22 protein-coding genes are annotated in these 19,817 nt (G+C 63.1%); 13 read left to right on the top strand and 9 right to left on the bottom strand.

Features of this window, described 5'->3' with window-relative positions; translation table 11 throughout:
• Positions 1-66: 66 nt before the first annotated feature.
• Both IB266_RS09055 and IB266_RS09050 read left to right on the top strand, forming a co-directional pair.
• Positions 67-1,032 (top strand): EamA family transporter, encoded by a 966-nt coding sequence (locus IB266_RS09055; protein WP_192260961.1) that lies wholly within the window; start codon positions 67-69, stop codon positions 1,030-1,032.
• A gap of 213 nt (positions 1,033-1,245) precedes the next feature.
• Entirely contained in the window at positions 1,246-2,106 is an 861-nt protein-coding gene (locus tag IB266_RS09050; RefSeq protein WP_192260960.1) for a CAP domain-containing protein, read from the top strand.
• 60 nt (positions 2,107-2,166) lie between these two features.
• Here the strand turns inward: IB266_RS09050 and IB266_RS09045 are convergent, their stop codons facing one another.
• Both IB266_RS09045 and ggt read right to left on the bottom strand, forming a co-directional pair.
• Positions 2,167-2,700, bottom strand: coding sequence for a cysteine hydrolase family protein (locus tag IB266_RS09045; RefSeq protein ID WP_072406768.1), 534 nt, complete (start codon positions 2,698-2,700; stop codon positions 2,167-2,169).
• Between the two features lie 40 nt (positions 2,701-2,740).
• Positions 2,741-4,468 carry a gamma-glutamyltransferase gene (gene ggt, locus IB266_RS09040; protein WP_192260959.1) on the bottom strand — a complete coding sequence of 576 codons (1,728 nt, stop codon included), beginning with the start codon at positions 4,466-4,468 and terminating at the stop codon, positions 2,741-2,743.
• A gap of 164 nt (positions 4,469-4,632) precedes the next feature.
• On the opposite strand from ggt, the gene IB266_RS09035 reads away from it, so the two are divergent.
• The gene (locus IB266_RS09035) at positions 4,633-5,058 is read left to right on the top strand and encodes a GNAT family N-acetyltransferase (protein WP_192260958.1); all 426 of its coding nucleotides are present in this window, start codon (positions 4,633-4,635) and stop codon (positions 5,056-5,058) included.
• A 130-nt stretch (positions 5,059-5,188) separates the two neighbouring features.
• Here the strand turns inward: IB266_RS09035 and IB266_RS09030 are convergent, their stop codons facing one another.
• A complete protein-coding gene (locus IB266_RS09030) occupies positions 5,189-5,539 on the bottom strand; it encodes a hypothetical protein (RefSeq protein ID WP_060741574.1) in 351 nt (116 codons plus the stop codon).
• A gap of 139 nt (positions 5,540-5,678) precedes the next feature.
• On the opposite strand from IB266_RS09030, the gene IB266_RS09025 reads away from it, so the two are divergent.
• The 8 genes from IB266_RS09025 (at position 5,679) to IB266_RS08990 (ending at position 10,015) form a co-directional block, all read left to right on the top strand.
• Positions 5,679-5,939 carry a hypothetical protein gene (locus IB266_RS09025; protein ID WP_072406776.1) on the top strand — a complete coding sequence of 87 codons (261 nt, stop codon included), beginning with the start codon at positions 5,679-5,681 and terminating at the stop codon, positions 5,937-5,939.
• 2 nt (positions 5,940-5,941) lie between these two features.
• Complete coding sequence (locus IB266_RS09020) at positions 5,942-6,277, top strand: DUF6388 family protein (protein WP_192260957.1); 336 nt, start codon at positions 5,942-5,944, stop codon at positions 6,275-6,277.
• 267 nt (positions 6,278-6,544) lie between these two features.
• Positions 6,545-6,937 carry a sulfurtransferase complex subunit TusD gene (gene tusD / locus IB266_RS09015; protein ID WP_192260956.1) on the top strand — a complete coding sequence of 131 codons (393 nt, stop codon included), beginning with the start codon at positions 6,545-6,547 and terminating at the stop codon, positions 6,935-6,937.
• A complete protein-coding gene (gene tusC / locus IB266_RS09010) occupies positions 6,937-7,299 on the top strand; it encodes a sulfurtransferase complex subunit TusC (protein ID WP_192260955.1) in 363 nt (120 codons plus the stop codon). The genes tusD and tusC overlap by 1 nt, the downstream gene beginning before the upstream one ends.
• Positions 7,299-7,592 carry a sulfurtransferase complex subunit TusB gene (gene tusB / locus IB266_RS09005; RefSeq protein ID WP_063320500.1) on the top strand — a complete coding sequence of 98 codons (294 nt, stop codon included), beginning with the start codon at positions 7,299-7,301 and terminating at the stop codon, positions 7,590-7,592. Before tusC ends, tusB begins: the two co-directional genes overlap by 1 nt.
• Positions 7,589-7,924 carry a TusE/DsrC/DsvC family sulfur relay protein gene (locus tag IB266_RS09000; protein ID WP_192260954.1) on the top strand — a complete coding sequence of 112 codons (336 nt, stop codon included), beginning with the start codon at positions 7,589-7,591 and terminating at the stop codon, positions 7,922-7,924. Before tusB ends, IB266_RS09000 begins: the two co-directional genes overlap by 4 nt.
• Positions 7,921-8,922 (top strand): glycosyl transferase family protein, encoded by a 1,002-nt coding sequence (locus IB266_RS08995; RefSeq protein ID WP_192260953.1) that lies wholly within the window; start codon positions 7,921-7,923, stop codon positions 8,920-8,922. The genes IB266_RS09000 and IB266_RS08995 overlap by 4 nt, the downstream gene beginning before the upstream one ends.
• An 88-nt stretch (positions 8,923-9,010) precedes the next feature.
• The gene (locus tag IB266_RS08990) at positions 9,011-10,015 is read left to right on the top strand and encodes a glutathione S-transferase family protein (protein WP_192260952.1); all 1,005 of its coding nucleotides are present in this window, start codon (positions 9,011-9,013) and stop codon (positions 10,013-10,015) included.
• Between the two features lie 125 nt (positions 10,016-10,140).
• Here IB266_RS08990 and cysG read toward each other — a convergent pair whose 3' ends face one another.
• The 6 genes from cysG to IB266_RS08960 all read right to left on the bottom strand — a co-directional run bounded on the left by cysG (position 10,141) and on the right by IB266_RS08960 (position 17,816).
• Entirely contained in the window at positions 10,141-11,535 is a 1,395-nt protein-coding gene (gene cysG / locus IB266_RS08985; protein WP_192260951.1) for a siroheme synthase CysG, read from the bottom strand.
• Positions 11,536-12,816, bottom strand: a complete 1,281-nt coding sequence (gene serS, locus IB266_RS08980) for a serine--tRNA ligase (RefSeq protein WP_025213005.1) — start codon at positions 12,814-12,816, stop codon at positions 11,536-11,538.
• A gap of 15 nt (positions 12,817-12,831) precedes the next feature.
• Positions 12,832-13,206: a fluoride efflux transporter CrcB gene (crcB, locus tag IB266_RS08975; protein WP_018608522.1), complete on the bottom strand. Its 375-nt coding sequence runs from the start codon at positions 13,204-13,206 to the stop codon at positions 12,832-12,834.
• Positions 13,203-14,528: a replication-associated recombination protein A gene (locus IB266_RS08970; RefSeq protein WP_046064131.1), complete on the bottom strand. Its 1,326-nt coding sequence runs from the start codon at positions 14,526-14,528 to the stop codon at positions 13,203-13,205. Before IB266_RS08970 ends, crcB begins: the two co-directional genes overlap by 4 nt.
• A 200-nt stretch (positions 14,529-14,728) precedes the next feature.
• Positions 14,729-15,352: an outer membrane lipoprotein chaperone LolA gene (lolA, locus tag IB266_RS08965; RefSeq protein ID WP_192260950.1), complete on the bottom strand. Its 624-nt coding sequence runs from the start codon at positions 15,350-15,352 to the stop codon at positions 14,729-14,731.
• Between the two features lie 58 nt (positions 15,353-15,410).
• The gene (locus IB266_RS08960) at positions 15,411-17,816 is read right to left on the bottom strand and encodes a DNA translocase FtsK (protein WP_192260949.1); all 2,406 of its coding nucleotides are present in this window, start codon (positions 17,814-17,816) and stop codon (positions 15,411-15,413) included.
• A 261-nt stretch (positions 17,817-18,077) separates the two neighbouring features.
• Here IB266_RS08960 and trxB point away from each other — a divergent pair, with 261 nt between their 5' ends.
• Together trxB and aat are read left to right on the top strand one after the other, a co-directional pair.
• Entirely contained in the window at positions 18,078-19,037 is a 960-nt protein-coding gene (gene trxB / locus IB266_RS08955) for a thioredoxin-disulfide reductase (protein WP_092196948.1), read from the top strand.
• 79 nt (positions 19,038-19,116) lie between these two features.
• Positions 19,117-19,797, top strand: coding sequence for a leucyl/phenylalanyl-tRNA--protein transferase (gene aat, locus IB266_RS08950; RefSeq protein WP_192260948.1), 681 nt, complete (start codon positions 19,117-19,119; stop codon positions 19,795-19,797).
• Positions 19,798-19,817: the final 20 nt, after the last annotated feature.

Below are 19,817 nucleotides of genomic sequence, written 5' to 3'. Positions count from 1 at the left end.
AACCTATAACTAAAAATAACCGCTCCGAGGCCTTTGGCCTTGGCGGTCGCCTTCGAGACACCTGCCATGACCCGTTCCACTGCCACACCTGATACCCCCACGCCGTTACCCCGCCACCTCGCGGTGCTCGTCCTGCTGTGCATGGGCTGTGCCTTCGCCGGCAACCATGTCGCCGCCCGGGCCGCCTTCGACGACGGCGCCGGGGTGCTGCTGGCGATCCTGCTGCGCTCGGGCGGGACGCTGCTGGTATTGGCGGCAATGGTGCTCTGGCAACGCCAGCGTCTGCGCCTGCCGCCCGGGGCGTGGCGTTGGCAATTGACTCTGGGATTGTTGATCGGCGCCCAGAGCCTGTGCCTGTACTCCGCCGTGGCGCGCGTGCCAGTGGCGTTGGCGTTGTTGGTGGGCAACGTGTTTCCGATCCTGCTGGCCTTGCTGACCTGGGCGCTGGGCGGGCCACGCCCGACGGCGCGCACCGCCGCGTTGATGGGCATGATCCTGGTGGGGCTGGTGTTCGTGCTGGAAGTGCCGGCACGCTTATCCTCCGCACAGGACGTCGGCCCGCAATGGTTGCTCGGGGTGGGCCTGGCCTTCTGCGCCGCCTGCGTGTTCGCCTGCGCGCTGTGGATCACCGACCACAAGTTGTCCCAGGTGCGCGGATCGGTACGCAGCCTGTTGACGATTTTCATCGTGTTCAGCAGCGTCAACCTCGCCGGCCTGACCGGTGCCCTGCCCGGGGGTTTCGACCTGCCGGCCAGCAGCACCGGCTGGCTCGCCCTGGCGACCCTGGTGGTGCTCTATGGCACCGGGTTCATCGTGCTGTTCATTTCCGTGCCCCGCCTGGACATGCCGCGCAACGCTCCGGTGATGAACATCGAACCGCTGGCGACACTGCTGATCGGCTGGCTGGTGCTGGACCAGATGCTCAACCCGGGCCAGGTGATGGGCGGCGCGATTGTGATAACCGGCATCGTGTTGCTGACCTATCGCAAGGTTGAGCGGGCCAAGGTGCCTGTGGCTGAAACGGCGAATTGAACTGACTGAACTCTTTATGGCGAGGGAGCCTTTCCCCTCGCCACAATGAGTTGTGCCAGCTCGCAGAGAGTCTTCGTCTTCCGGAAACTTGTTTCAAAACCCACAGTCCTACCCCAGCCGTGAAAACCTCGCCAACCTGCAGCCACGGGTTTTCCAGCTGATCGGCGCCAAGCCTGGCGCTAAAGCAACCTCCCCTCTTGAGCCGTTCGCCCCATGCGCCACCTTGTTCGCTCTTGCCGTTTCGTTTCGCTGTGCCTGCTTGCCCTGTTTCCCTTGTTCGCCAGCCCCGCTCATGCGCGTGGCGAAAAGCAACTGGTGGACGCCATCAACGACTTCCGTAGCCAGTCCCGCCGTTGTGAGTGGCGCACGGTACGCGCCACACAGCCGCTGGTGCTGCGTTCGAACCTGGGCTTGCCGATCGGCTTTCGCGGTGGCCTGCGGGAAACCTTGCAGGACGCCGGCTATCAAGCCCGGGCCGTGCGCAGCATCCGCCTGACCGATGCACGGGATGCCGAAGAGGCCTTCGAGATGTTGGCGGACGAGCATTGCGCGGCGCTGCTGGACAACCAGTACGCCGATATCGGCGTCAATCGGGTCGGTGACGAGTGGCGCCTGGTGTTGGCGCAGCCCATGGGTGGCACGCGGATGAGCGATGTGGGTTCGGCGGACAAGACGCTGCTGGCCCAGGTCAACGCCGCCAGGGCCAAGCCACGGATGTGCGGGCGCCAGCGCTTCGCGGCGGCTCGACCGCTGAGCTGGAACGCCGCGTTGGGAACGGCCGCCCAAGGCCACAGCCGGTCGATGGCCCAGGACAACTATTTCGCCCATCGCGACCCGGACGGTCGCTCCACCTCCGATCGCGCCAGGAGCGCCGGCTTTCGCGGACGCAAATTGGGCGAGAACATCGCCGCCGGCCAACGCTCACCGAGCCAGGCCCTGCACGATTGGCTCGCCAGCCCCGGACACTGCGCCAACCTGATGAACCCGATGTTCACCCAGATGGGCGCAGCGTCGGCCAGCGACTCGCGCAGCGATGCGGGGGTGTACTGGACGATGGTGCTTGGCGCGCCGTGAAGAACCATCCTCGAGGCTGAGCCATAGGTCTCCTGCTCCAGCCCAAACAGTGAGTATCGGCTACAGACGGATTTCAGCAGCCGGCATTACATCAATCCGCGACACCGCACTGCTCAGCCGCCCCAGCCGGTTGTTGTGGTTGGCGATGATCTGCTCGGCCGCCATGCTGCCGTTGTCCACGGTGGAGTGGGCATCGGCCGCCAAGACCACGTCGTACCCCAGGGCATGGGCCTGACGCACGGTGGCATTGATGCAATAGTCGGTTTGCAGCCCGCAGATCACCAGGCGGTCGATGCCTCGGGCCTGCAACAACGGTTGCAGGTCGGTCTGGTAGAAAGCATCGGCCGTGGTCTTGCGCACCCGCAGGTCATCCGCCGCGGTCGACAGGCCGGCAGCCAGTTGCCAGCCGGCGGCGCCATGGGTGAGCGCCCCATCCAGCTCTTCATGCTGGATCAGGATCACCGTCCGGCCGGCAGCCCTGGCCCTGGCACCGAGGTCACTGATGGTCCGGATGATGCGCTGGCTGTCGAAGCATTCCTCTTCGCCACTGCACAGCGCGTTCTGGACATCGATAATCAGCAATGCGGTGTTCATGACCTTCCCTCTTCAAACCGTGTCGCAGCCGTGCAACTCATCAATAACCCAGCGACAACCCGGTATTGCGACGGGGGTCGTTGGCGCCATAGAAGCGGTTCTTGCCCACTGGCTTGCCGCCCAATGACGGCGCGCCGACCAGGATCGCGGCGATGTGGTTGGGGTCCTGCGGGCCGGCAAACTTGTGCCCCCAGCTCTCCAGCAGTTTCTGGGTATCGGGGCTGGCCGCGAACGTCTCCAGGTTGGTTTCCTCCGGCATCCATTGCTGGTGGAAACGCGGCGCATCGACCGCTTCCTGGAGGTTCATGCCGTAGTCGATCACGTTGAGGATGGTCAGCAACGTCGCGGTGATGATCCGGCTGCCGCCCGGGGTGCCCACCACCATGACCGTCTTGCCGTCCTTGGTGACGATGGTCGGGCTCATGGATGACAGCGGTGCCTTGCCCGGCGCGATGGCGTTGGCCTCGCCCTGCACCAGGCCATACATGTTGGGCACGCCGACCTTGGCGGTGAAATCGTCCATCTCATCGTTGAGGATCACCCCGGTCTTGCTCGCCATGACACCGGCACCAAACCAGTCGTTCAGGGTATAGGTGACCGAAACGGCGTTGCCCCACTTGTCGACGATGGAGTAATGGGTGGTGTTGCTGCCCTCATGGGGCGCCACGCCGGGCTTGATTTTCTGAGAGTCGCCGGCTTTTTGCGGCTCGATCGCGGCCCGCAGCTTGGCGGCGTAGGTCTTGTCCAGCAGATGGTCGATGGGGTTCTTCACGAAATCCGGGTCACCCAGGTAGCTGTTGCGGTCCACGTAGGCGTGGCGCATGGCTTCGATCTGATAGTGCATGCCCTGGGCCGAATGGAACCCCAACTCCTTCATCGGATAGCCGTCGAGGATATTCATGATCTGGCACAGCACCACCCCGCCGGAACTGGGCGGCGGCGCCGAGATGATGTGGTAGCCACGGTAGTCGCACTCCACCGGGGCGAGCTCGCGGGTCTTGTACTTGTCCAGGTCGGCCTGGGTGATGATGCCTTTGTTGGCCTGGCTGGAGGTGACCAGGGCATCGGCGACCCAGCCCTTGTAGAAACCGTCGGCGCCCTTGGCGGAGATTTCCCGCAGGGTCTTGGCGAGATCTTTTTGCACCAGCCTCTGGCCGACCTGCATGGGCTCGCCGTTGTGCAGGAAGATCGCACCGGAATCGCGCATGTCCTTCTTGAACACATCGGTGGCGGTTTCCAGCAGATCGACATCACCCTGCTCCAGAGCGAAGCCTTCTTCGGCGAACTTGATGGCCGGGGCGATCAATTCCGCCCGCGGTTTGCTGCCGTACTTGCTCAACGCCAGCTCCATGCCGGACACGGTGCCGGGCACGCCTACCGCCAGGTGGCCGCGGGTGCTGAGTTCGGGCACGACGTTGCCGTCCTTGTCCAGGTACATGTTGGCGGTGGCGGCCAGGGGGGCCTTTTCGCGGAAATCCAGGAACGTCTTGCGACCGTCGGCCAATTGCAGGGTCATGAAACCACCCCCGCCCAGGTTGCCCGCCGCCGGATACACCACCGCCAGGGCATAGCCCACCGCCACCGCCGCATCCACGGCATTGCCACCATTCTTGAGCACATCGACGCCGACATGGGTCGCCAGGTGCTGGGCAGTGACCACCATGCCGTTCTCGGCCGCCACCGGCGCCTGGGAAGCGGCGTACGCCGATAAACAACCGAGGGTCAGTGACGTCGCGATGAGGGTCCGGGCCAAGGATTCGAACTTCATGAGTCGGTCTCTTCTTGTTTTTTGGAATAGGGATCGCTTCAAAAGCATTAGGCAGTATGGCTTGGTTTGCGTAATGCGCCTGTTTCCCCGCCGACCGGATGACGTCACGGCAGCCTTTGGGATAGGCTCCTGCGCTTGATCTTGACTGAATAGGGACATCGCCGATGACGCTACGAATCGAACGCACGGACACGCCCACCGACGAAGAGCGCCAAGCCATCCTCGCCCCGCTACGTGCCTATAACACCGCCAAGACCGGCGGGACGGTGCCTGAACTGGTGGCCTGGCTGGTGCGGGACGAGCAGGACGAAATTGTCGGCGGGCTTTACGGCCGAGTGTTTTTTCGCTGGCTGTATATCGAACTGCTGGTGGTGCCGGAACAGGCCCGGGGCCAGGGCACCGGCTCGACCCTGATGCAGATGGCCGAAGCACTGGCCCGGGAGAAAAACTGCGTGGGCATCTGGCTGGACACCTTCGACTTCCAGGCCCCCGCGTTCTACCGCAGACACGGCTTCACCGAGTGCGGCCTGATCGACGACTACCCGCCAGGCCACCAACACTTCTTCTTCCAGAAGCGCCTGGACACTTGAAGCACAACCCCCTGTGGGAGCGGGCTTGCTCGCGAAGACGGCTTAACATTCAACATCGATGTCGATTGACCCGCCGCTTTCGCGAGCAAGCCCGCTCCCACATAGGATCCCGGGCGTTAGTGCGAGCTGCTTACAAACAAGTCGCCAACGCCGCCAACCGGCGCTTGGCCACGAAGTCGTCATGCTTGGCGTAATAACTCAACTCGGTGCCCGTCGCACCGGCGTGCAGATCGACAAACGATTCGGCGGAGCGGGTGTAGACCGTAGAGCCACCTTTCTTGCCCGGTTGCAGGTAGGCGCCGGCATCGACACCGAATACCGCTTCGTCCTGCCAGGAAAACTGCACGCACTGGGCCACGACCTGTTCCGGCTTGTCCGAGGTCAGGGTCTTGTAAGGGGCCTGGGTCCGAGCCTCGTTCATCGCCGAACCCGCGCAGCCGACCAGCAAAGTGGCGGCCAGGGCCACCGTCAACATTCGCATTGCGTTCACTCATCGAAAAAAAACGGACTGTAGCACTGCGGCCCAAGCCATCGTGCTGCTTTACTGAAATTTACCCGCGACAGCGAGCACCGATTCACGCAATCTGTCGCGCCATCGCCACCAGCCACGCGGAACACCCATGACCCCCAACGCCGAGTTCTACAAGCCCACCCCGGAATATGCCGACAAACTGATCAGCCAGATCGGCCAGACACCTTCGTGGATCGCCAAGCGAATCGGCGTCACCGACAAGCGGATTCGCTACATCCTCGACGGCGAACGCACCGTCAAGGGCGAAACCACGCCGATCCAGATGACCTACACCGAACAATTCGCCCTTGAATGCCTGGCGGCTGCGGCCAAGGCCAGCAAGAAGCAGTCTGCATCCCCCAAGGAGTGACCATGGCGGCAACCGAACAGCAACACGAACGAGCCCTGGAAAATTTTCTCGATGAGCGCCCCGAACTGCGCCACGAACTGGACCACCTCAACCCGCTGCTGGCCCAGGCCAAGGGCGAGACCGCCGCACAGTACCGTGCCGAGCGCTTGCACGAAGCGTTCGAAGCCGAGGCCGAGCGCCTGGGCCTGTTTGCCTGGGAACTGACTTTGCAACTGACCGCCGCCTCGCCCGAGGACTACCAGGCCCAGCGCCTGGAGGTGCATAAGGAAGTGGCGGAGATGGCGGGGATGGAGTGGGCGGAGTATTGCGAGTTGCATGGCCTGAAGGCTAAACCCTGACCCCTGTGGCGAGGGAGCTCGCTCCCGCTGGGCCCGTAGGAGCTGCCGAGCGAAGCGAGGCTGCGATCTTTTGATCTTTCGCTTGAGACTCAATTGAATTCGAAAAGATCGCAGCCTCGCTTCGCTCGGCAGCTCCTACAATGCAATCGAGCAGGAGCAATCTTTAAATCCCCCCTGATACAAACAGGTCTAGCCCTCCTTTCCTGGCAATCGCCCCACCGCCCATAAAGCTTTATCATGGCCGCAGTTTTGCTGATCGGGTCTGTCATGAAGTTCGCCATTGCGCTGTTTTCCGCCGCCCATGCGCCCTCCTCGCGCCGTGCCTTGCTGTTTGCCCAGGCGGCGCTGGCAGGTGGGCATGAGATCGTGCGGCTGTTTTTCTATCAGGACGGCGTCTATAACGCCTGCGCCAGTGTCGTCACGCCCCAGGACGAACAGGACCTGCCCCAACAGTGGCGCGCATTCGTCAGCGACAACCGGCTCGACGGCGTGGTCTGCATCGCGGCGGCGTTGCGTCGTGGCGTGTTGAACGAGGAAGAAGCCCAGCGTTACCAGCGGACGGCGGCCAGTGTCGAAGCGCCCTGGGCCTTGTCCGGGCTGGGCCAGCTGCACGATGCGATCCAGGACGCCGACCGCTTGATCTGTTTTGGAGGCGCGTAATGGCCAAGTCTTTATTGCTGATCAGCCGCCAGGCCCCCTGGTCCGGCCCCGGCGCCCGTGAAGCCCTGGATATCGTCCTGGCCGGCGGTGCGTTCGACCTGCCCATCGGCCTGCTGTTTCTCGATGACGGCGTGTTCCAGCTCACCGCCGGCCAAAACGCCAAGGCGGTCCAGCAAAAGGACCTGAGCGCCAACCTGCAGGCGTTGCCGATGTTCGGCGTCGAAGACCTGTTCCTCTGCGCCGACAGCGCCGCCGAACGCGGCGTTACCAGCGCCGCCCTGGCGTTGGGCGAGGTGAAAGTACTGAGCGCGCCGGACATCGCCGCGCTCATCGACCGTTACGACCAGGTGATCACCCTCTGATGTCGACTTTGCATGTGTTGTCTCATTCGCCCTTCGGCGATAACCGCCTCGCCAGTTGCCTGCGGGTGCTGGGCAATCAGGATGCGCTGCTGCTGTGCGGCGACGCGACGTACGCATTGCAACCGGGCAGCCCACCATTTGCAGTACTACAGGCCGCCGGCGTGAACCTGTTCGTGCTCGCCGAAGACCTCCAGGCCCGCGCCCTGGACACGCCAGACTGGGCCGAAGCCATCAACTACTCAGGTTTCGTCGAGCTATCGATCGAGCACGACAAGGTCAACACCTGGCTATGAACACGCTGAATGTGGGCGACCGCGCCATCGCGCTGGACAAGGACGGCTACCTGGCCGACCTGAACGACTGGTCGGCCGAAGTCGCCACGGCCCTGGCCAGCGCCGAGGACATCGAGCTGAGTCCCGAACACTGGGAAATCCTTCAACTGCTGCGCGGTTTCTACGACGAATTCCAGCTCTCCCCCGCAACCCGGCCGCTGATCAAGTACACGGCGCTGAAACTGGGGGCAGACAAAGGCAACAGCCTGCACCTGAACCGATTGTTCAAAGGCACTCCCGCCAAACTCGCCGCCAAGCTGGCGGGCCTGCCCAAACCGACGAATTGCTTATGACCGACTTTCCAGCACTGACCCTTGAGACGCCGGCCGAACACCCGTTCGCCCAGTTCGTGCGCATCCTTGGCAAAGGCAAGCGCGGCGCCCGCAACCTGACCCGCGAAGAAGCCCGTGAGGCCATGGGCATGGTGCTCGATGAAAAGGTCGAGGACACCCAACTGGGCGCCTTCCTGATGCTGCTGCGGCACAAGGAAGAAAGCGCCGAGGAAATGGCCGGCTTCACCGAAGCCCTGCGTGAACGCCTGGTGGTCCCGGCGTTGACAGTGGACCTCGACTGGCCGACCTACGCCGGCAAGAAGCGCCATTTGCCGTGGTACCTGCTGGCGGCCAAGTGCCTGGGCCAGAACGGCGTGCGAATTTTCATGCACGGCGGCGGCGCTCACACCGCCGGTCGCCTCTATACCGAACAATTGCTGGGCTTGCTGCAGATCCCGCTGTGCCGGGATTGGCAACAGGTCGGCAGCGCGCTGGACAACGGCGGCCTGGCCTTCATGCCGCTGGTGGACTGGGCGCCGCAAATGCAACGGATGATCGACCTGCGCAACACCTTGGGCCTGCGCTCGCCGATCCATTCCCTGGCCCGGATTCTCAACCCACTGGCCGCCCGCTGCGGCCTGCAAAGCATCTTCCATCCGGGCTACCAGGCCGTGCATCGCGATGCCAGCGGCTTGCTCGGTGACACCGCCATCGTGATCAAGGGCGACGGCGGCGAAATCGAGATCAACCCGGACGCCGATAGCCACCTGTACGGCACCACCGGCGGCGCCAGTTGGGACGAAGAATGGCCGCGCCTGGCCGAGCAGCGCCATGTCAAACCGGAGAGCCTCGACCCCGAGCATTTGAAGGCGATCTGGCGCGGTGACGTCGAGGACAGCTACCCGCAACTGGCGCTGATCGCCACCATGGCACTGGCCTTGCGCGGCCTGGGCCTGACTCGCGAAGAAGCGTTCGATAAAGCCCGGCAGTATTGGGACGCGCGGGATCGTTCGATTTAACCGATCATTAACGCCCAACCTTTGCGCTTTTAGTTCGAACCTATGGGAATAGACTCGTCTCCAACGATTATTGAGCGAGGATATCCAGATGGGTTTGTTGGTCGAAGGCCGCTGGCAGGACCAGTGGTATGAAAGCAAGGACGGCACCTTCCAGCGCGAACAGGCGCAGCGCCGTCATTGGGTGACCGCCGACGGCAGCGCCGGCCCCTCGGGCGAAAGCGGGTTTGCCGCCGAGGCCGGGCGCTACCATTTGTATGTCTCCCTGGCCTGCCCCTGGGCCCACCGCACGCTGATCGTGCGCAAGCTCAAGGGCCTGGAGGCGCTGATCGATGTCTCGGTGGTCAGCTACCTGATGCTGGAAAACGGCTGGACCTTCGACAAGGCCCACGGCTCCACAGGCGACAAACTCGACCCTCTGCAATTCCTGCATCAGCGCTACACCGCCGACACGCCGGACTACACCGGCCGCGTCACCGTGCCGGTGCTGTGGGACAAACGCCAGCGGCGCATCGTCAACAACGAATCGGCGGAAATCATCCGCATGTTCAACAGTGCCTTCGATGGTTTGACTGGCAACCACCTGGACCTGTATCCCGAGCACCTGCGCCGCGATATCGATGCCTTGAACGAGCGGATCTACCCGGCGGTCAACAACGGTGTGTATCGCGCCGGGTTCGCCACCACCCAAACGGCCTACGAAGAAGCGTTCGACGGTTTATTCGCCGAACTGGACTGGCTGGAGGCCTTGCTTGCGACCAAACGCTACCTGGCTGGCGAATACCTGACCGAGGCGGATATCCGCCTGTTCACTACGATCATCCGTTTCGACGCGGTGTATTTCGGTCACTTCAAATGCAACCTGCGGCGCATCGCCGATTATCCGAACCTGTCGAACTGGCTGCGGGAGCTGTACCAATGGCCGGGCATTGCCGAAACCGTGGACTTCACCCATATCCAGGGCCATTACTACGGCAGCCACAAGACCATCAACCCTAACGGGATCGTGCCCAAGGGGCCGAAGCAGGATTTCACGGTTGCCCATGATCGGGAAAGGTTGAGCGGGAAAGGAATTTGGCGTGGGGCTGGTGCTTGATTCTGGATTCTCGCTGTATTTGAGGGCCTCATCGCGAGCAAGCTCGGCTCCCACACTGGATCTTCAGTGCGCCAAAGGCCCCTGTGGGAGCCGAGCTTGCTCGCGATCGGGGCGACTCGGTCTTCCTAGACCTGCCCCTGAGCCCCTTCAAACCAGGCCAGTTTCTCGCGTAACTGCACCACTTCCCCAACGATCACCAGCGTCGGCGCATGCACCTCGTGCTCGGCCACCAGCCGTGGCAAGTCGGCCAAAGTGCCGGTAAAGACCCGTTGGTTCGACGTGGTGCCCTGCTGGATCAACGCCGCTGGCGTATCCGCCGCGCGGCCATGCTTGATCAGCTCGTCGCAGATCATCGGCAGGCCGACCAAACCCATGTAGAACACCAGCGTCTGCGCCGGCGACACCAGGTCGGCCCACGGCAAATCGCTGGTGCCGTCCTTGAGATGGCCGGTGATGAAACGCACCGATTGGGCGTAGTCGCGATGGGTCAGCGGGATCCCGGCGTAGGCCGCGCAACCACTGGCGGCGGTGATGCCCGGGACGACCTGGAACGGGATGCCATGGGCCGCCAGCTCTTCGATCTCCTCGCCACCACGGCCGAAGATGAACGGATCGCCGCCCTTCAACCGCACCACGCGCTTGCCCTGGCGAGCCAGGTCGACCAATTGCTGGTTGATCTGGTCCTGGGGTACGGCGTGGTCGGCGCGGCGCTTGCCGACGTAGATGCGCTCGGCGTCGCGTCGGCACAATTCCAGAATCGCCGGCGCCACCAGGCGGTCGTACAGCACCACGTCCGCCTGCTGCATCAAGCGCAAGGCGCGGAAGGTCAGCAGGTCCGGATCTCCCGGCCCGGCCCCCACCAGATAAACCTCGCCCGGCGCGCTCGGCGCCTGGCCGTCGATCTTTTCCCGCAGCAAGCGCTCGGCTTCGCCGCCCTGCCCGGCCAGTTGGCGGTCGGCGATAGGGCCTTGGAACACTTCCTCCCAGAACGCCCGGCGCTGCTGGACATCGGGAAACAGTTGCTTGACCTGATTGCGAAAACGCGCCGCCAGCCCGGCCAACTGCCCATAGGTCGAGGGAATCCAGGTTTCCAGCTTGGCCCGGATCAGCCGTGCCAGCACCGGCGCGTCGCCGCCACTGGACACTGCGATCACCAAGGGCGAGCGGTCGACGATCGCCGGGAAGATCACGCTGCACAGGGCCGGCGCGTCCACCACGTTGACCGGCACGCAACGCTTGTGGGCGTCGGCCGAGACCTGGGCATTGAGCGGTTCGTCGTCGGTGGCGGCAATGATCAGCCCGCAACCGTCCAGATCCGACTCAAGGTAACCGCGCTGGACACACTCGCCGCCGCTGCCACTGACCAGTTCCCGCAACTGCGGTTCGATGTCGGGTGCGACCACCCGCAGCAACGCGCCGGCATCGGCCAGCAGGCGGGACTTGCGCAAGGCAATTTCCCCGCCGCCGACCACCAGCACGCGGCTGCCGCGCAGGTTGTGGAACAGTGGCAAATAGTCCATTTAGCCGATGACCTCGATGCCGCCCATGTAGGGTTTCAACACCTCGGGCACACGGATCGAACCGTCGGCCTGCTGGTAGTTCTCCAGCACCGCCACCAGGGTGCGCCCCACCGCCAGGCCGGAGCCGTTGAGGGTGTGGACCAGTTCCGGCTTGCCGGTTTCCGGGTTGCGGAAACGCGCCTGCATGCGGCGGGCCTGGAAGTCGCCGCAGTTGGAGCACGACGAAATCTCGCGGTACTTGTCCTGGCTCGGAATCCAGACTTCCAGGTCGTAGGTCTTGACCGCGCTGAAGCCCATGTCGCCGGTGCACAGCGCCAGGGTGCGATACGGCAGTTCAAGCAGTTGCAGGACCTTCTCGGCGTTGGCGGTCAGGCTTTCCAGCGCTTCCATGGATTTCGACGGCTCGACAATCTGGACCATCTCGACCTTGTCGAACTGGTGCTGGCGGATCATGCCGCGGGTATCACGGCCCGACGCCCCGGCTTCACTGCGGAAGCACGGCGTGTGGGCAACGAACTTGATCGGCAACTGCTTGGCATCGACGATCTCGCCGGCCACGATGTTGGTCAGCGAGACTTCGGCGGTCGGGATCAGGTACAGGTCGGCCTCGCCGTCGCGGCTGATCTTGAACAGGTCTTCCTCGAACTTCGGCAACTGACCGGTGCCTTGCAGGGCCGGGGCCTGGACCAGATACGGGGTGTAGGCTTCTTCGTAGCCGTGTTCGGTGACGTGCAGGTTGATCATGAACTGCGCCAGGGCCCGATGCAGGCGCGCGATCGGCCCGCGCAACAGGGCGAAACGGGCGCCCGACAGCTTGGCGGCGGTTTCGAAGTCGAGCCAGCCGAATTTCTCGCCCAGGGCCACGTGGTCCTGCACCGGGAAATCGAAGGTTGTCGGCGTGCCCCAGCGGCGCACTTCGACGTTGCCGTCTTCGTCTTCCCCGACCGGCACCGATTCGTGCGGCAGGTTCGGGATGCCCAGCAGGATCGAATCCAACTCGGTCTGGATCGCGTCCAGCTCGACCTTGCCCGCGCTCAATTCGCCCGCCATGCGCTCGACATCGGCCATCAGCGGCGCGATGTCTTCGCCACGCTGCTTGGCCTGACCGATGGACTTGGAGCGCGCGTTACGTTCAGCCTGCAGGGCTTCGGTGCGGGTCTGGACGGTCTTGCGCTGTTCTTCCAGCGCTTCGATGCGCGCGACGTCCAGGGCAAAGCCACGGGAAGCCAGGCGGTCCGCTACGTCCTGGAGGTTGCTACGTAACAGTTTGGAATCGAGCATGTCGGTCTCTCGTTATCAAAGTTTGGTCAAGGACAGGCCGGCCCAGGTGGCGAGCAGCCCGCCGAATACGCTGATGGCCGCATAGCCCAGGGCCAGCGGCACCTGCCCGCTTTCCAGCAGGCGCACCGTATCCAGTGAAAAGGATGAAAAAGTCGTCAGGCCGCCGAGAAAGCCAACCATCAGCCCGGCCCGCACCTCGATGGGCACTTCCGGGCGAATCAAAAACAGACCGTATAGAACGCCGATCAGCAGACAGCCCACGATATTAACGGCCAGCGTCGCGGTATAGAAGTGCCGGGGCCAATTTGCGTTGATCCAGTTGCCCGTGGCGAAACGCAGCAGCGTGCCGGCGACACCGCCAGCGGAAACGGCAAGTATCAGGGGGATCAAGGTTTTCTCCGCTGCCGTGGGCTCAAGCGATCCAGTTGTGCCAAGTGGTTGAGCTTCTCGCCGATCTTCAGCTCAAGGCCCCGCGGTACTGGCTGGTAGAAGCGCTGGGGTTCGAGTTCATCGGGAAAATAATCTTCGCCGGCGGCATAGGCGTCCGGCTCATCATGGGCATAACGGTATTCTTCGCCATAGCCCAGTTGCTTCATGAGCTTGGTCGGCGCGTTGCGCAGGTGCAGCGGCACTTCGAGGGAGCCGTGTTCGGTGGCGCTGCGCATCGCCGCCTTGAAGCCCATGTACACCGCGTTGCTCTTCGGCGCACAGGCCAGGTACGTGATGGCCTGGGCCACGGCGAGCTCACCTTCCGGGCTGCCGAGGCGCTCCTGCACATCCCACGCCGCCAGGCACAGGCTCAGGGCCCGGGGGTCGGCATTGCCGATGTCTTCGCTGGCCATGCGCACGACGCGCCGCGCCAGGTACAGCGGATCGCAACCGCCGTCGATCATGCGCGCAAACCAGTACAAGGCCGCATCGGGGTTGGAACCGCGGATGGATTTGTGCAGCGCCGAAATCTGGTCGTAGAACGCTTCGCCGCCCTTGTCGAAGCGGCGCCGGGTATCGCCCAGCAGGCTTTGCAGCAGCTCGACGCCAATCTCGCTGTCGTCTTCGGCCAGGTCCGAGGCGTTTTCCAGCAGGTTGAGCAAGCGCCGGCCATCGCCATCGGCGGCGGAAAACAGGATCTGGAAGCCTTCATCGCTGAGGCTCAAATGCCGCTTGCCCAGGCCGCGCTCCTCGGTCAGCGCCCGATGCACCAGCTTGCGCATCGCCGTCTCGTCGAGGCTCTTGAGCACATAGACCCGCGCCCGCGAGAGCAAGGCGTTGTTGAGTTCGAACGAAGGGTTTTCGGTGGTGGCACCGATGAAGATCAGCGTGCCGTCTTCGACGTAGGGCAGGAATGCGTCCTGCTGGGACTTGTTGAACCGGTGCACTTCGTCGACGAACAGGATCGTGCGCTTGCCGTACTGCCCAGCTTGCTGCTTGGCCACTTCCACCGCCTGGCGGATTTCCTTGACCCCGGCCAGCACCGCCGACACCGTTTCGAAGTGAGCGTCCGAGACTTCCGCCAGCAGCCGCGCCAGGGTGGTCTTGCCCACGCCCGGCGGGCCCCAGAAGATCATCGAGTGCAGGGCGCCCTGCTCCAGGGCTTCGCGCAGAGGCTTGCCGCGGGCGAGCACATGTTCCTGGCCGACGTACTCATCCAAGTTGGTCGCGCGCAGGCGAGCGGCCAGTGGCTGGGCAATCGGGGCGCTTCGAAACAGGTCCATGATTACTACAAAACCTCCGCTGGGTCCTGTTGCCATTCCTCTCTGCCGGAGCAGATCCATGGGAGCCAATCTGTGGGAGCAAGGCTTGCCCGCGATTGCATCGTCTCGGTCCACCAGATGCACCGAGGTGTTTGTATCGCGGGCAAGCCTTGCTCCCACAGACCTTTTCCCACAGGCCATTTCCAACAGGGGGCCAGTGTTTATTCCTGGATCACATCGGCACCCTTGGGGATGTCGAACTTGAACTTGGACGCGGCGATCCGCTCGTTGGCCTTGACCCCGGTGAACAGGATATTGGTGCGCTGGCCAACACTGTCGATCAACTGCATGTCGTTGACCAGGCCGTTGCGGAACGACAGGCGCAGGCTGTCGAACAGGCTGTCCTTGGTCTTGGGCTTGAGGGTGAAGTCGATCACGCCACCGGCCTCCTTGGAGGTGATCTCGAAGCTCTGGCTGATCTCGGAGATGTCACCGGAGAGCAACAGCGCCGGCGTCTGGGTCAGGCGCTGGTCGAGGGTCTTGATGGTCACCTGTTCCAGGTCCGGGTCCCACAGGGAGACTTTCTTGCCGTCGGACACCATCAGTTGTTCGGCTGGCGCATCCGTGTGCCAGTAGAACAGGCCCGGGCGCTGCAGGGCCATGTCGCCGGCGGTTTCCTGCAATTGGGTGCCACTGCCATCGAGGGTCAACTGGGAAAAACGTGCGGTCAGGGTCTGGGAGCCCCCCAGCAATTGGGTCAGGCGAGCCACGTCCTTTTCGCCGGCGTGGGCCGACAAGGTAGACAAGGCCAGTACGGGCAACAGCAACATGCGAATCAGGCGCATGGGAGTCCTCATGAAGTCGTGGGGGTTCGAGCGGCGCTTCGGCAGGCCGCCCGGGTCATTAGTCGCGCATCGGGCCCGGCGCCAGTACTTCGCGCGAGCCGTTGGTGTTCATGGCCGTCACCACCCCGGCCATTTCCATGGCTTCGATCATGCGGGCGGCGCGGTTGTAGCCAATCTTCAGCTTGCGCTGGACGGCGGAAATCGAGGCCCGGCGGCTCTCCAGGACAAACTGCACCGCTTCGTCATAGAGCGCATCGGTTTCAGCGTCGTCGTCACCGCCGCCACTGCTGCCCTCGAAACCGCTGCCGGCCTCTTCGACACCGTTGAGAATGTCGTCGTTGTATTCAGGGGCGCCACGCAACTTCCAGGCCTCGACCACGCGGTGCACTTCGTCATCGGAAACGAACGCACCGTGCACACGAATCGGCAGGCTGGTGCCCGGCGGCATGTAGAGCATGTCACCATGCCCCAGCAACTGCTCGGCGCCACCCTGGTCGATGATGGTCCGCGAGTCGATCTTGCTCGATACCTGGAACGCCATGCGGGTCGGGATGTTGGCCTTGATCAGGCCGGTGATCACGTCCACCGACGGCCGCTGCGTGGCGAGGATCAGGTGGATACCGGCCGCACGGGCCTTCTGGGCGATACGGGCGATCAGCTCTTCGACCTTCTTGCCGACGATCATCATCATGTCGGCGAATTCGTCCACCACCACCACGATGGTCGGCAGTTTGTGCAGCAGCGGCGCTTCGTCGTGGATGCTCTCGCGGTGATACAACGGGTCGCTCAATGGCGTACCGGCCTCTTCGGCTTCCTTGACCTTGGCGTTGAAGCCCGACAGGTTGCGCACGCCCATCTTCGCCATCAGCTTGTAGCGGCGCTCCATCTCGGCGACGCTCCAGCGCAGGGCGTTGGCAGCGTCCTTCATGTCGGTGACCACCGGGCACAGCAAGTGCGGGATGCCTTCGTAGATCGACAGTTCGAGCATTTTCGGGTCGATCATGATCAGCTTGGCGTCTTCCGGGCCGGACTTGAACAGAATCGACAGGATCATCGCGTTCACGCCCACCGACTTACCGGAACCGGTGGTACCGGCCACCAGCAGGTGGGGCATCTTCGCCAAGTCGGTGATGACCGGCTTGCCGCCGATGTCGTGGCCCAGGGCCAGGGTGACCGGCGACTTGTGATTGTCATACTCAGGCGTCGACAGCACTTCGGAGAAGCGCACGATCTGCCGGTCTTCGTTGGGAATCTCGATGCCCACGGTGGTCTTGCCGGGAATCACTTCCACCACCCGCACGCTGGTCACGGCCAGGGAGCGCGCCAGGTCCTTCGCCAGGTTGGCGATGCGACTGACCTTCACGCCGGCGGCCGGCTGGATTTCGTAGCGGGTAATCACCGGACCCGGGTGGATCGAATCCACCGACACCTCGACCCCGAACTCCTTGAGCTTGATCTCCAGCAAGTGGCCGACGGCCGCCAGGGATTCGGGGGAATAATTGAGCTGTTTCTTCTCGGCCGGGTCCAGGATCGAGATCGGCGGCAAGGTCCCTTCCACCGCACTGTCGACGAACAGCGGCGCCTGTTTCTCTTTCTGCACGCGCTTGCTCTGCTCCGGCGGCTTGGCCGGGGCCATGGTGATGACCGGCGGCACCTGTTTTTCGCGCTCGGACATGTGCTTGCTCAAGGCCTGCTCACGCTCGATCAGGCGCTCCTTGACCTTGGCCTGCTCGCGCTTGTCCGGCGTCGTCGGGGCCACCACGTCGTGGACGCGGTCGTCGACTTCACGCAGTTGCGCCACCAGTTGCTTGCGCTCGGTGCGCGCCGCCCACCAGCGGTTGACGGCGCCCTGGATCAGTTCGATCAGGTCGAGGGTGATCTTGCCCGTGACGTCCATGACCTTGAACCAGGACAGGTCGGTGAACACCGTCAGGCCAAACAGGAACAGGGCGATGAACAGCAACGTGCTGCCCTGGATGTTCAGGGCGTTCCTGGCCAGGTCACCGAGGCTTTCCCCCAGGGCGCCACCCGCCCCGGCCGGCAAACCGGTGGGCGCATGGAAATGGATATGGGCCAGCGCGGCCCCCGACAACACCAGGAATACCAGGCCGATCAGGCGCCAGGAGAACAACCAGCCGCTCCACTGCCACGGCTCGTGGCGCTGACGGAAGATCTGATAGGCCTTTATCGCCAGCAGCAACGGGAAAATGTAGGCGAAATAGCCCAGCACCATGAACAGGATGTCGGCGCTGTAGGAGCCGGCCGGACCGCCGAAATTCTGCACGTCGTCGATCTTGCTGTTATGGCTCCAGCCCGGATCGTCCTTGCCGTAGGTCAGCAAGGCCATCATCAGGAACAGGCACAGGGCACCGATGGCGATCAATGCACCTTCCTTGAGCCGGTAGTGCAGTTGCTGGCGCCAGAGCGGAACGACTGGTTTGGGTGCTGCGGTGGATTTCTTCAAAACGCTTCTTTTCCTGCGCCAACGGCGCGTCCATCTGTTGAATGACTATAAAAAACTGCCCATGACGAGCAGGTAAAAAAGTGAATGTGCACAACCGGTACTACTTTTACCACTGTGAGGTGCATCCAGAAAACCGCAGGCGTGGCCGAAAATTTTGATCTTTAGCCCATCCTGCGTTCAAAACCCAGGCATTGTACGGGTTTGTCTGCGCCAATTGGACCATGCATTCTCTTTTGTGACAAAGGCTTATGAGGTGTTTTTATGAGCGAAGTGAAGCATTCACGCCTGATCATTCTGGGTTCCGGCCCTGCGGGGTACAGCGCGGCTGTCTATGCCGCCCGCGCCAACCTCAAACCCGTTGTCATTACTGGCCTGCAGGCCGGTGGCCAGCTCACCACCACCGTGGAAGTCGATAACTGGCCCGGCGATGTCGAAGGCCTGACCGGCCCGGTACTGATGGAGCGCATGCAACGGCACGCCGAGCGTTTCGACACGCAGATCGTCTACGACCATATCCACACCGCCAAGTTGCAGCAGCGCCCGTTCGAATTGATCGGCGACAGCGGCATCTATACCTGTGATGCGCTGATCATTGCCACCGGTGCCTCAGCCCAGTACCTGGGGCTGCCCTCGGAAGAAAGCTTCGCCGGCAAAGGGGTTTCCGCGTGCGCGACGTGCGATGGCTTTTTCTATCGCAACCAGGTGGTAGCGGTAGTCGGCGGCGGCAATACCGCGGTCGAGGAAGCCCTGTACCTGTCGAACATCGCCAGGGAAGTGCACCTGATCCACCGCCGCGACAAGCTGCGCGCCGAGAAAATCCTCCAGGACAAACTCTTCGAAAAAGCCACCAGCGGCAATATCAAGCTGCACTGGAACCAGAACCTGGATGAAGTCCTGGGCGACGCCAGCGGCGTGACCGGCGCGCGCCTGCGGCACAGCGAGACCGGCGAAACCAGCACCTTGTCCCTCGCCGGGGTGTTCATTGCCATCGGTCACAAACCCAACACCGATCTGTTCCAGGGCCAGTTGACGATGCGCGACGGCTACCTGCTCGTGCACGGCGGCAGCGAAGGCAACGCCACCGCGACCGATATCGAAGGCGTATTCGCCGCAGGCGACGTGGCCGACCATGTCTATCGCCAGGCGATTACTTCCGCCGGTGCCGGCTGCATGGCCGCACTCGACGCGGAGAAGTATCTCGATGACATCCCTGCCGTTTGACGGTTAACCTTCCAGGCGGGGGCTCGCTGACCGGCGAGACCCGCATCTGCCGCCCTCCCCTTCTACAAGCCGGACGCCCATGCTGACCTGGTTACAACGCAACAGCTTCGAATTTCCGCCATTGGCAAAGGCCATGCGCGATCCCAACGGATTATTGGCCGCCGGTGGCGATCTATCCGCCGACCGGCTGATCCAGGCCTACCGCCACGGCTGCTTCCCATGGTTTTCCGAGGGGCAACCGATCCTGTGGTGGTCGCCGGACCCACGCACGGTGTTGTTTCCCGACGAACTGCACATATCCCGCAGCCTGGGCAAACTGTTGCGCAAGCAGCGCTATGACGTGACGTTCGATCGGGATTTTGCCGCGGTCATCCAGGCCTGCGCGGCACCGCGAGACTATGCCGAGGGCACCTGGATCACCGACGCCATGCAAACCGCTTATCTGGAATTGCACCGACGCGGTTTCGCCCACTCGGTGGAAGTCTGGGACCAGGGGATGCTGGTGGGCGGCCTGTATGGCTTGGCCATGGGCCAGTTGTTTTTTGGCGAATCCATGTTCAGCCGGGCCGACAATGCGTCGAAATTCGGCTTCGCCACCCTGGTCCAACACCTCAAGGCCGCCGGTTTCGTGCTGATCGACTGTCAGATGCCCACCGAGCACCTGCACAGCCTGGGCGCTCGGTCGATTCCACGCACCGAATTTGCGGGCTATCTAAAGGCACATCTGGACCTGCCCAACCAAGCAACATGGGTTTGCTGAGCGACATTCGCGCTCCTGGC

The sequence above is a fragment of the Pseudomonas sp. Pdm06 genome (assembly GCF_014851795.1).
In the GTDB taxonomy this organism is placed as follows: Bacteria; Pseudomonadota; Gammaproteobacteria; order Pseudomonadales; family Pseudomonadaceae; genus Aquipseudomonas; species Aquipseudomonas fluorescens_AA.
The sequence above is the reverse complement of the archived record's forward strand: the minus strand, read 5'-3'. Positions and strand labels throughout refer to the sequence as shown.

Bases quoted from the DNA above. Each gene is read 5' to 3' on its own strand.
- IB266_RS09055 (WP_192260961.1), top strand. From the start codon at position 67: ATGACCCGTTCCACTGCCACACCTGATACCCCCACGCCGTTACCCCGC.
- IB266_RS09050 (WP_192260960.1), top strand. From the start codon at position 1,246: ATGCGCCACCTTGTTCGCTCTTGCCGTTTCGTTTCGCTGTGCCTGCTT.
- IB266_RS09045 (WP_072406768.1), bottom strand. From the start codon at position 2,700: ATGAACACCGCATTGCTGATTATCGATGTCCAGAACGCGCTGTGCAGT.
- ggt (WP_192260959.1), bottom strand. From the start codon at position 4,468: ATGAAGTTCGAATCCTTGGCCCGGACCCTCATCGCGACGTCACTGACC.
- IB266_RS09035 (WP_192260958.1), top strand. From the start codon at position 4,633: ATGACGCTACGAATCGAACGCACGGACACGCCCACCGACGAAGAGCGC.
- IB266_RS09030 (WP_060741574.1), bottom strand. From the start codon at position 5,539: ATGCGAATGTTGACGGTGGCCCTGGCCGCCACTTTGCTGGTCGGCTGC.
- IB266_RS09025 (WP_072406776.1), top strand. From the start codon at position 5,679: ATGACCCCCAACGCCGAGTTCTACAAGCCCACCCCGGAATATGCCGAC.
- IB266_RS09020 (WP_192260957.1), top strand. From the start codon at position 5,942: ATGGCGGCAACCGAACAGCAACACGAACGAGCCCTGGAAAATTTTCTC.
- tusD (WP_192260956.1), top strand. From the start codon at position 6,545: ATGAAGTTCGCCATTGCGCTGTTTTCCGCCGCCCATGCGCCCTCCTCG.
- tusC (WP_192260955.1), top strand. From the start codon at position 6,937: ATGGCCAAGTCTTTATTGCTGATCAGCCGCCAGGCCCCCTGGTCCGGC.
- tusB (WP_063320500.1), top strand. From the start codon at position 7,299: ATGTCGACTTTGCATGTGTTGTCTCATTCGCCCTTCGGCGATAACCGC.
- IB266_RS09000 (WP_192260954.1), top strand. From the start codon at position 7,589: ATGAACACGCTGAATGTGGGCGACCGCGCCATCGCGCTGGACAAGGAC.
- IB266_RS08995 (WP_192260953.1), top strand. From the start codon at position 7,921: ATGACCGACTTTCCAGCACTGACCCTTGAGACGCCGGCCGAACACCCG.
- IB266_RS08990 (WP_192260952.1), top strand. From the start codon at position 9,011: ATGGGTTTGTTGGTCGAAGGCCGCTGGCAGGACCAGTGGTATGAAAGC.
- cysG (WP_192260951.1), bottom strand. From the start codon at position 11,535: ATGGACTATTTGCCACTGTTCCACAACCTGCGCGGCAGCCGCGTGCTG.
- serS (WP_025213005.1), bottom strand. From the start codon at position 12,816: ATGCTCGATTCCAAACTGTTACGTAGCAACCTCCAGGACGTAGCGGAC.
- IB266_RS08970 (WP_046064131.1), bottom strand. From the start codon at position 14,528: ATGGACCTGTTTCGAAGCGCCCCGATTGCCCAGCCACTGGCCGCTCGC.
- lolA (WP_192260950.1), bottom strand. From the start codon at position 15,352: ATGCGCCTGATTCGCATGTTGCTGTTGCCCGTACTGGCCTTGTCTACC.
- trxB (WP_092196948.1), top strand. From the start codon at position 18,078: ATGAGCGAAGTGAAGCATTCACGCCTGATCATTCTGGGTTCCGGCCCT.
- aat (WP_192260948.1), top strand. From the start codon at position 19,117: ATGCTGACCTGGTTACAACGCAACAGCTTCGAATTTCCGCCATTGGCA.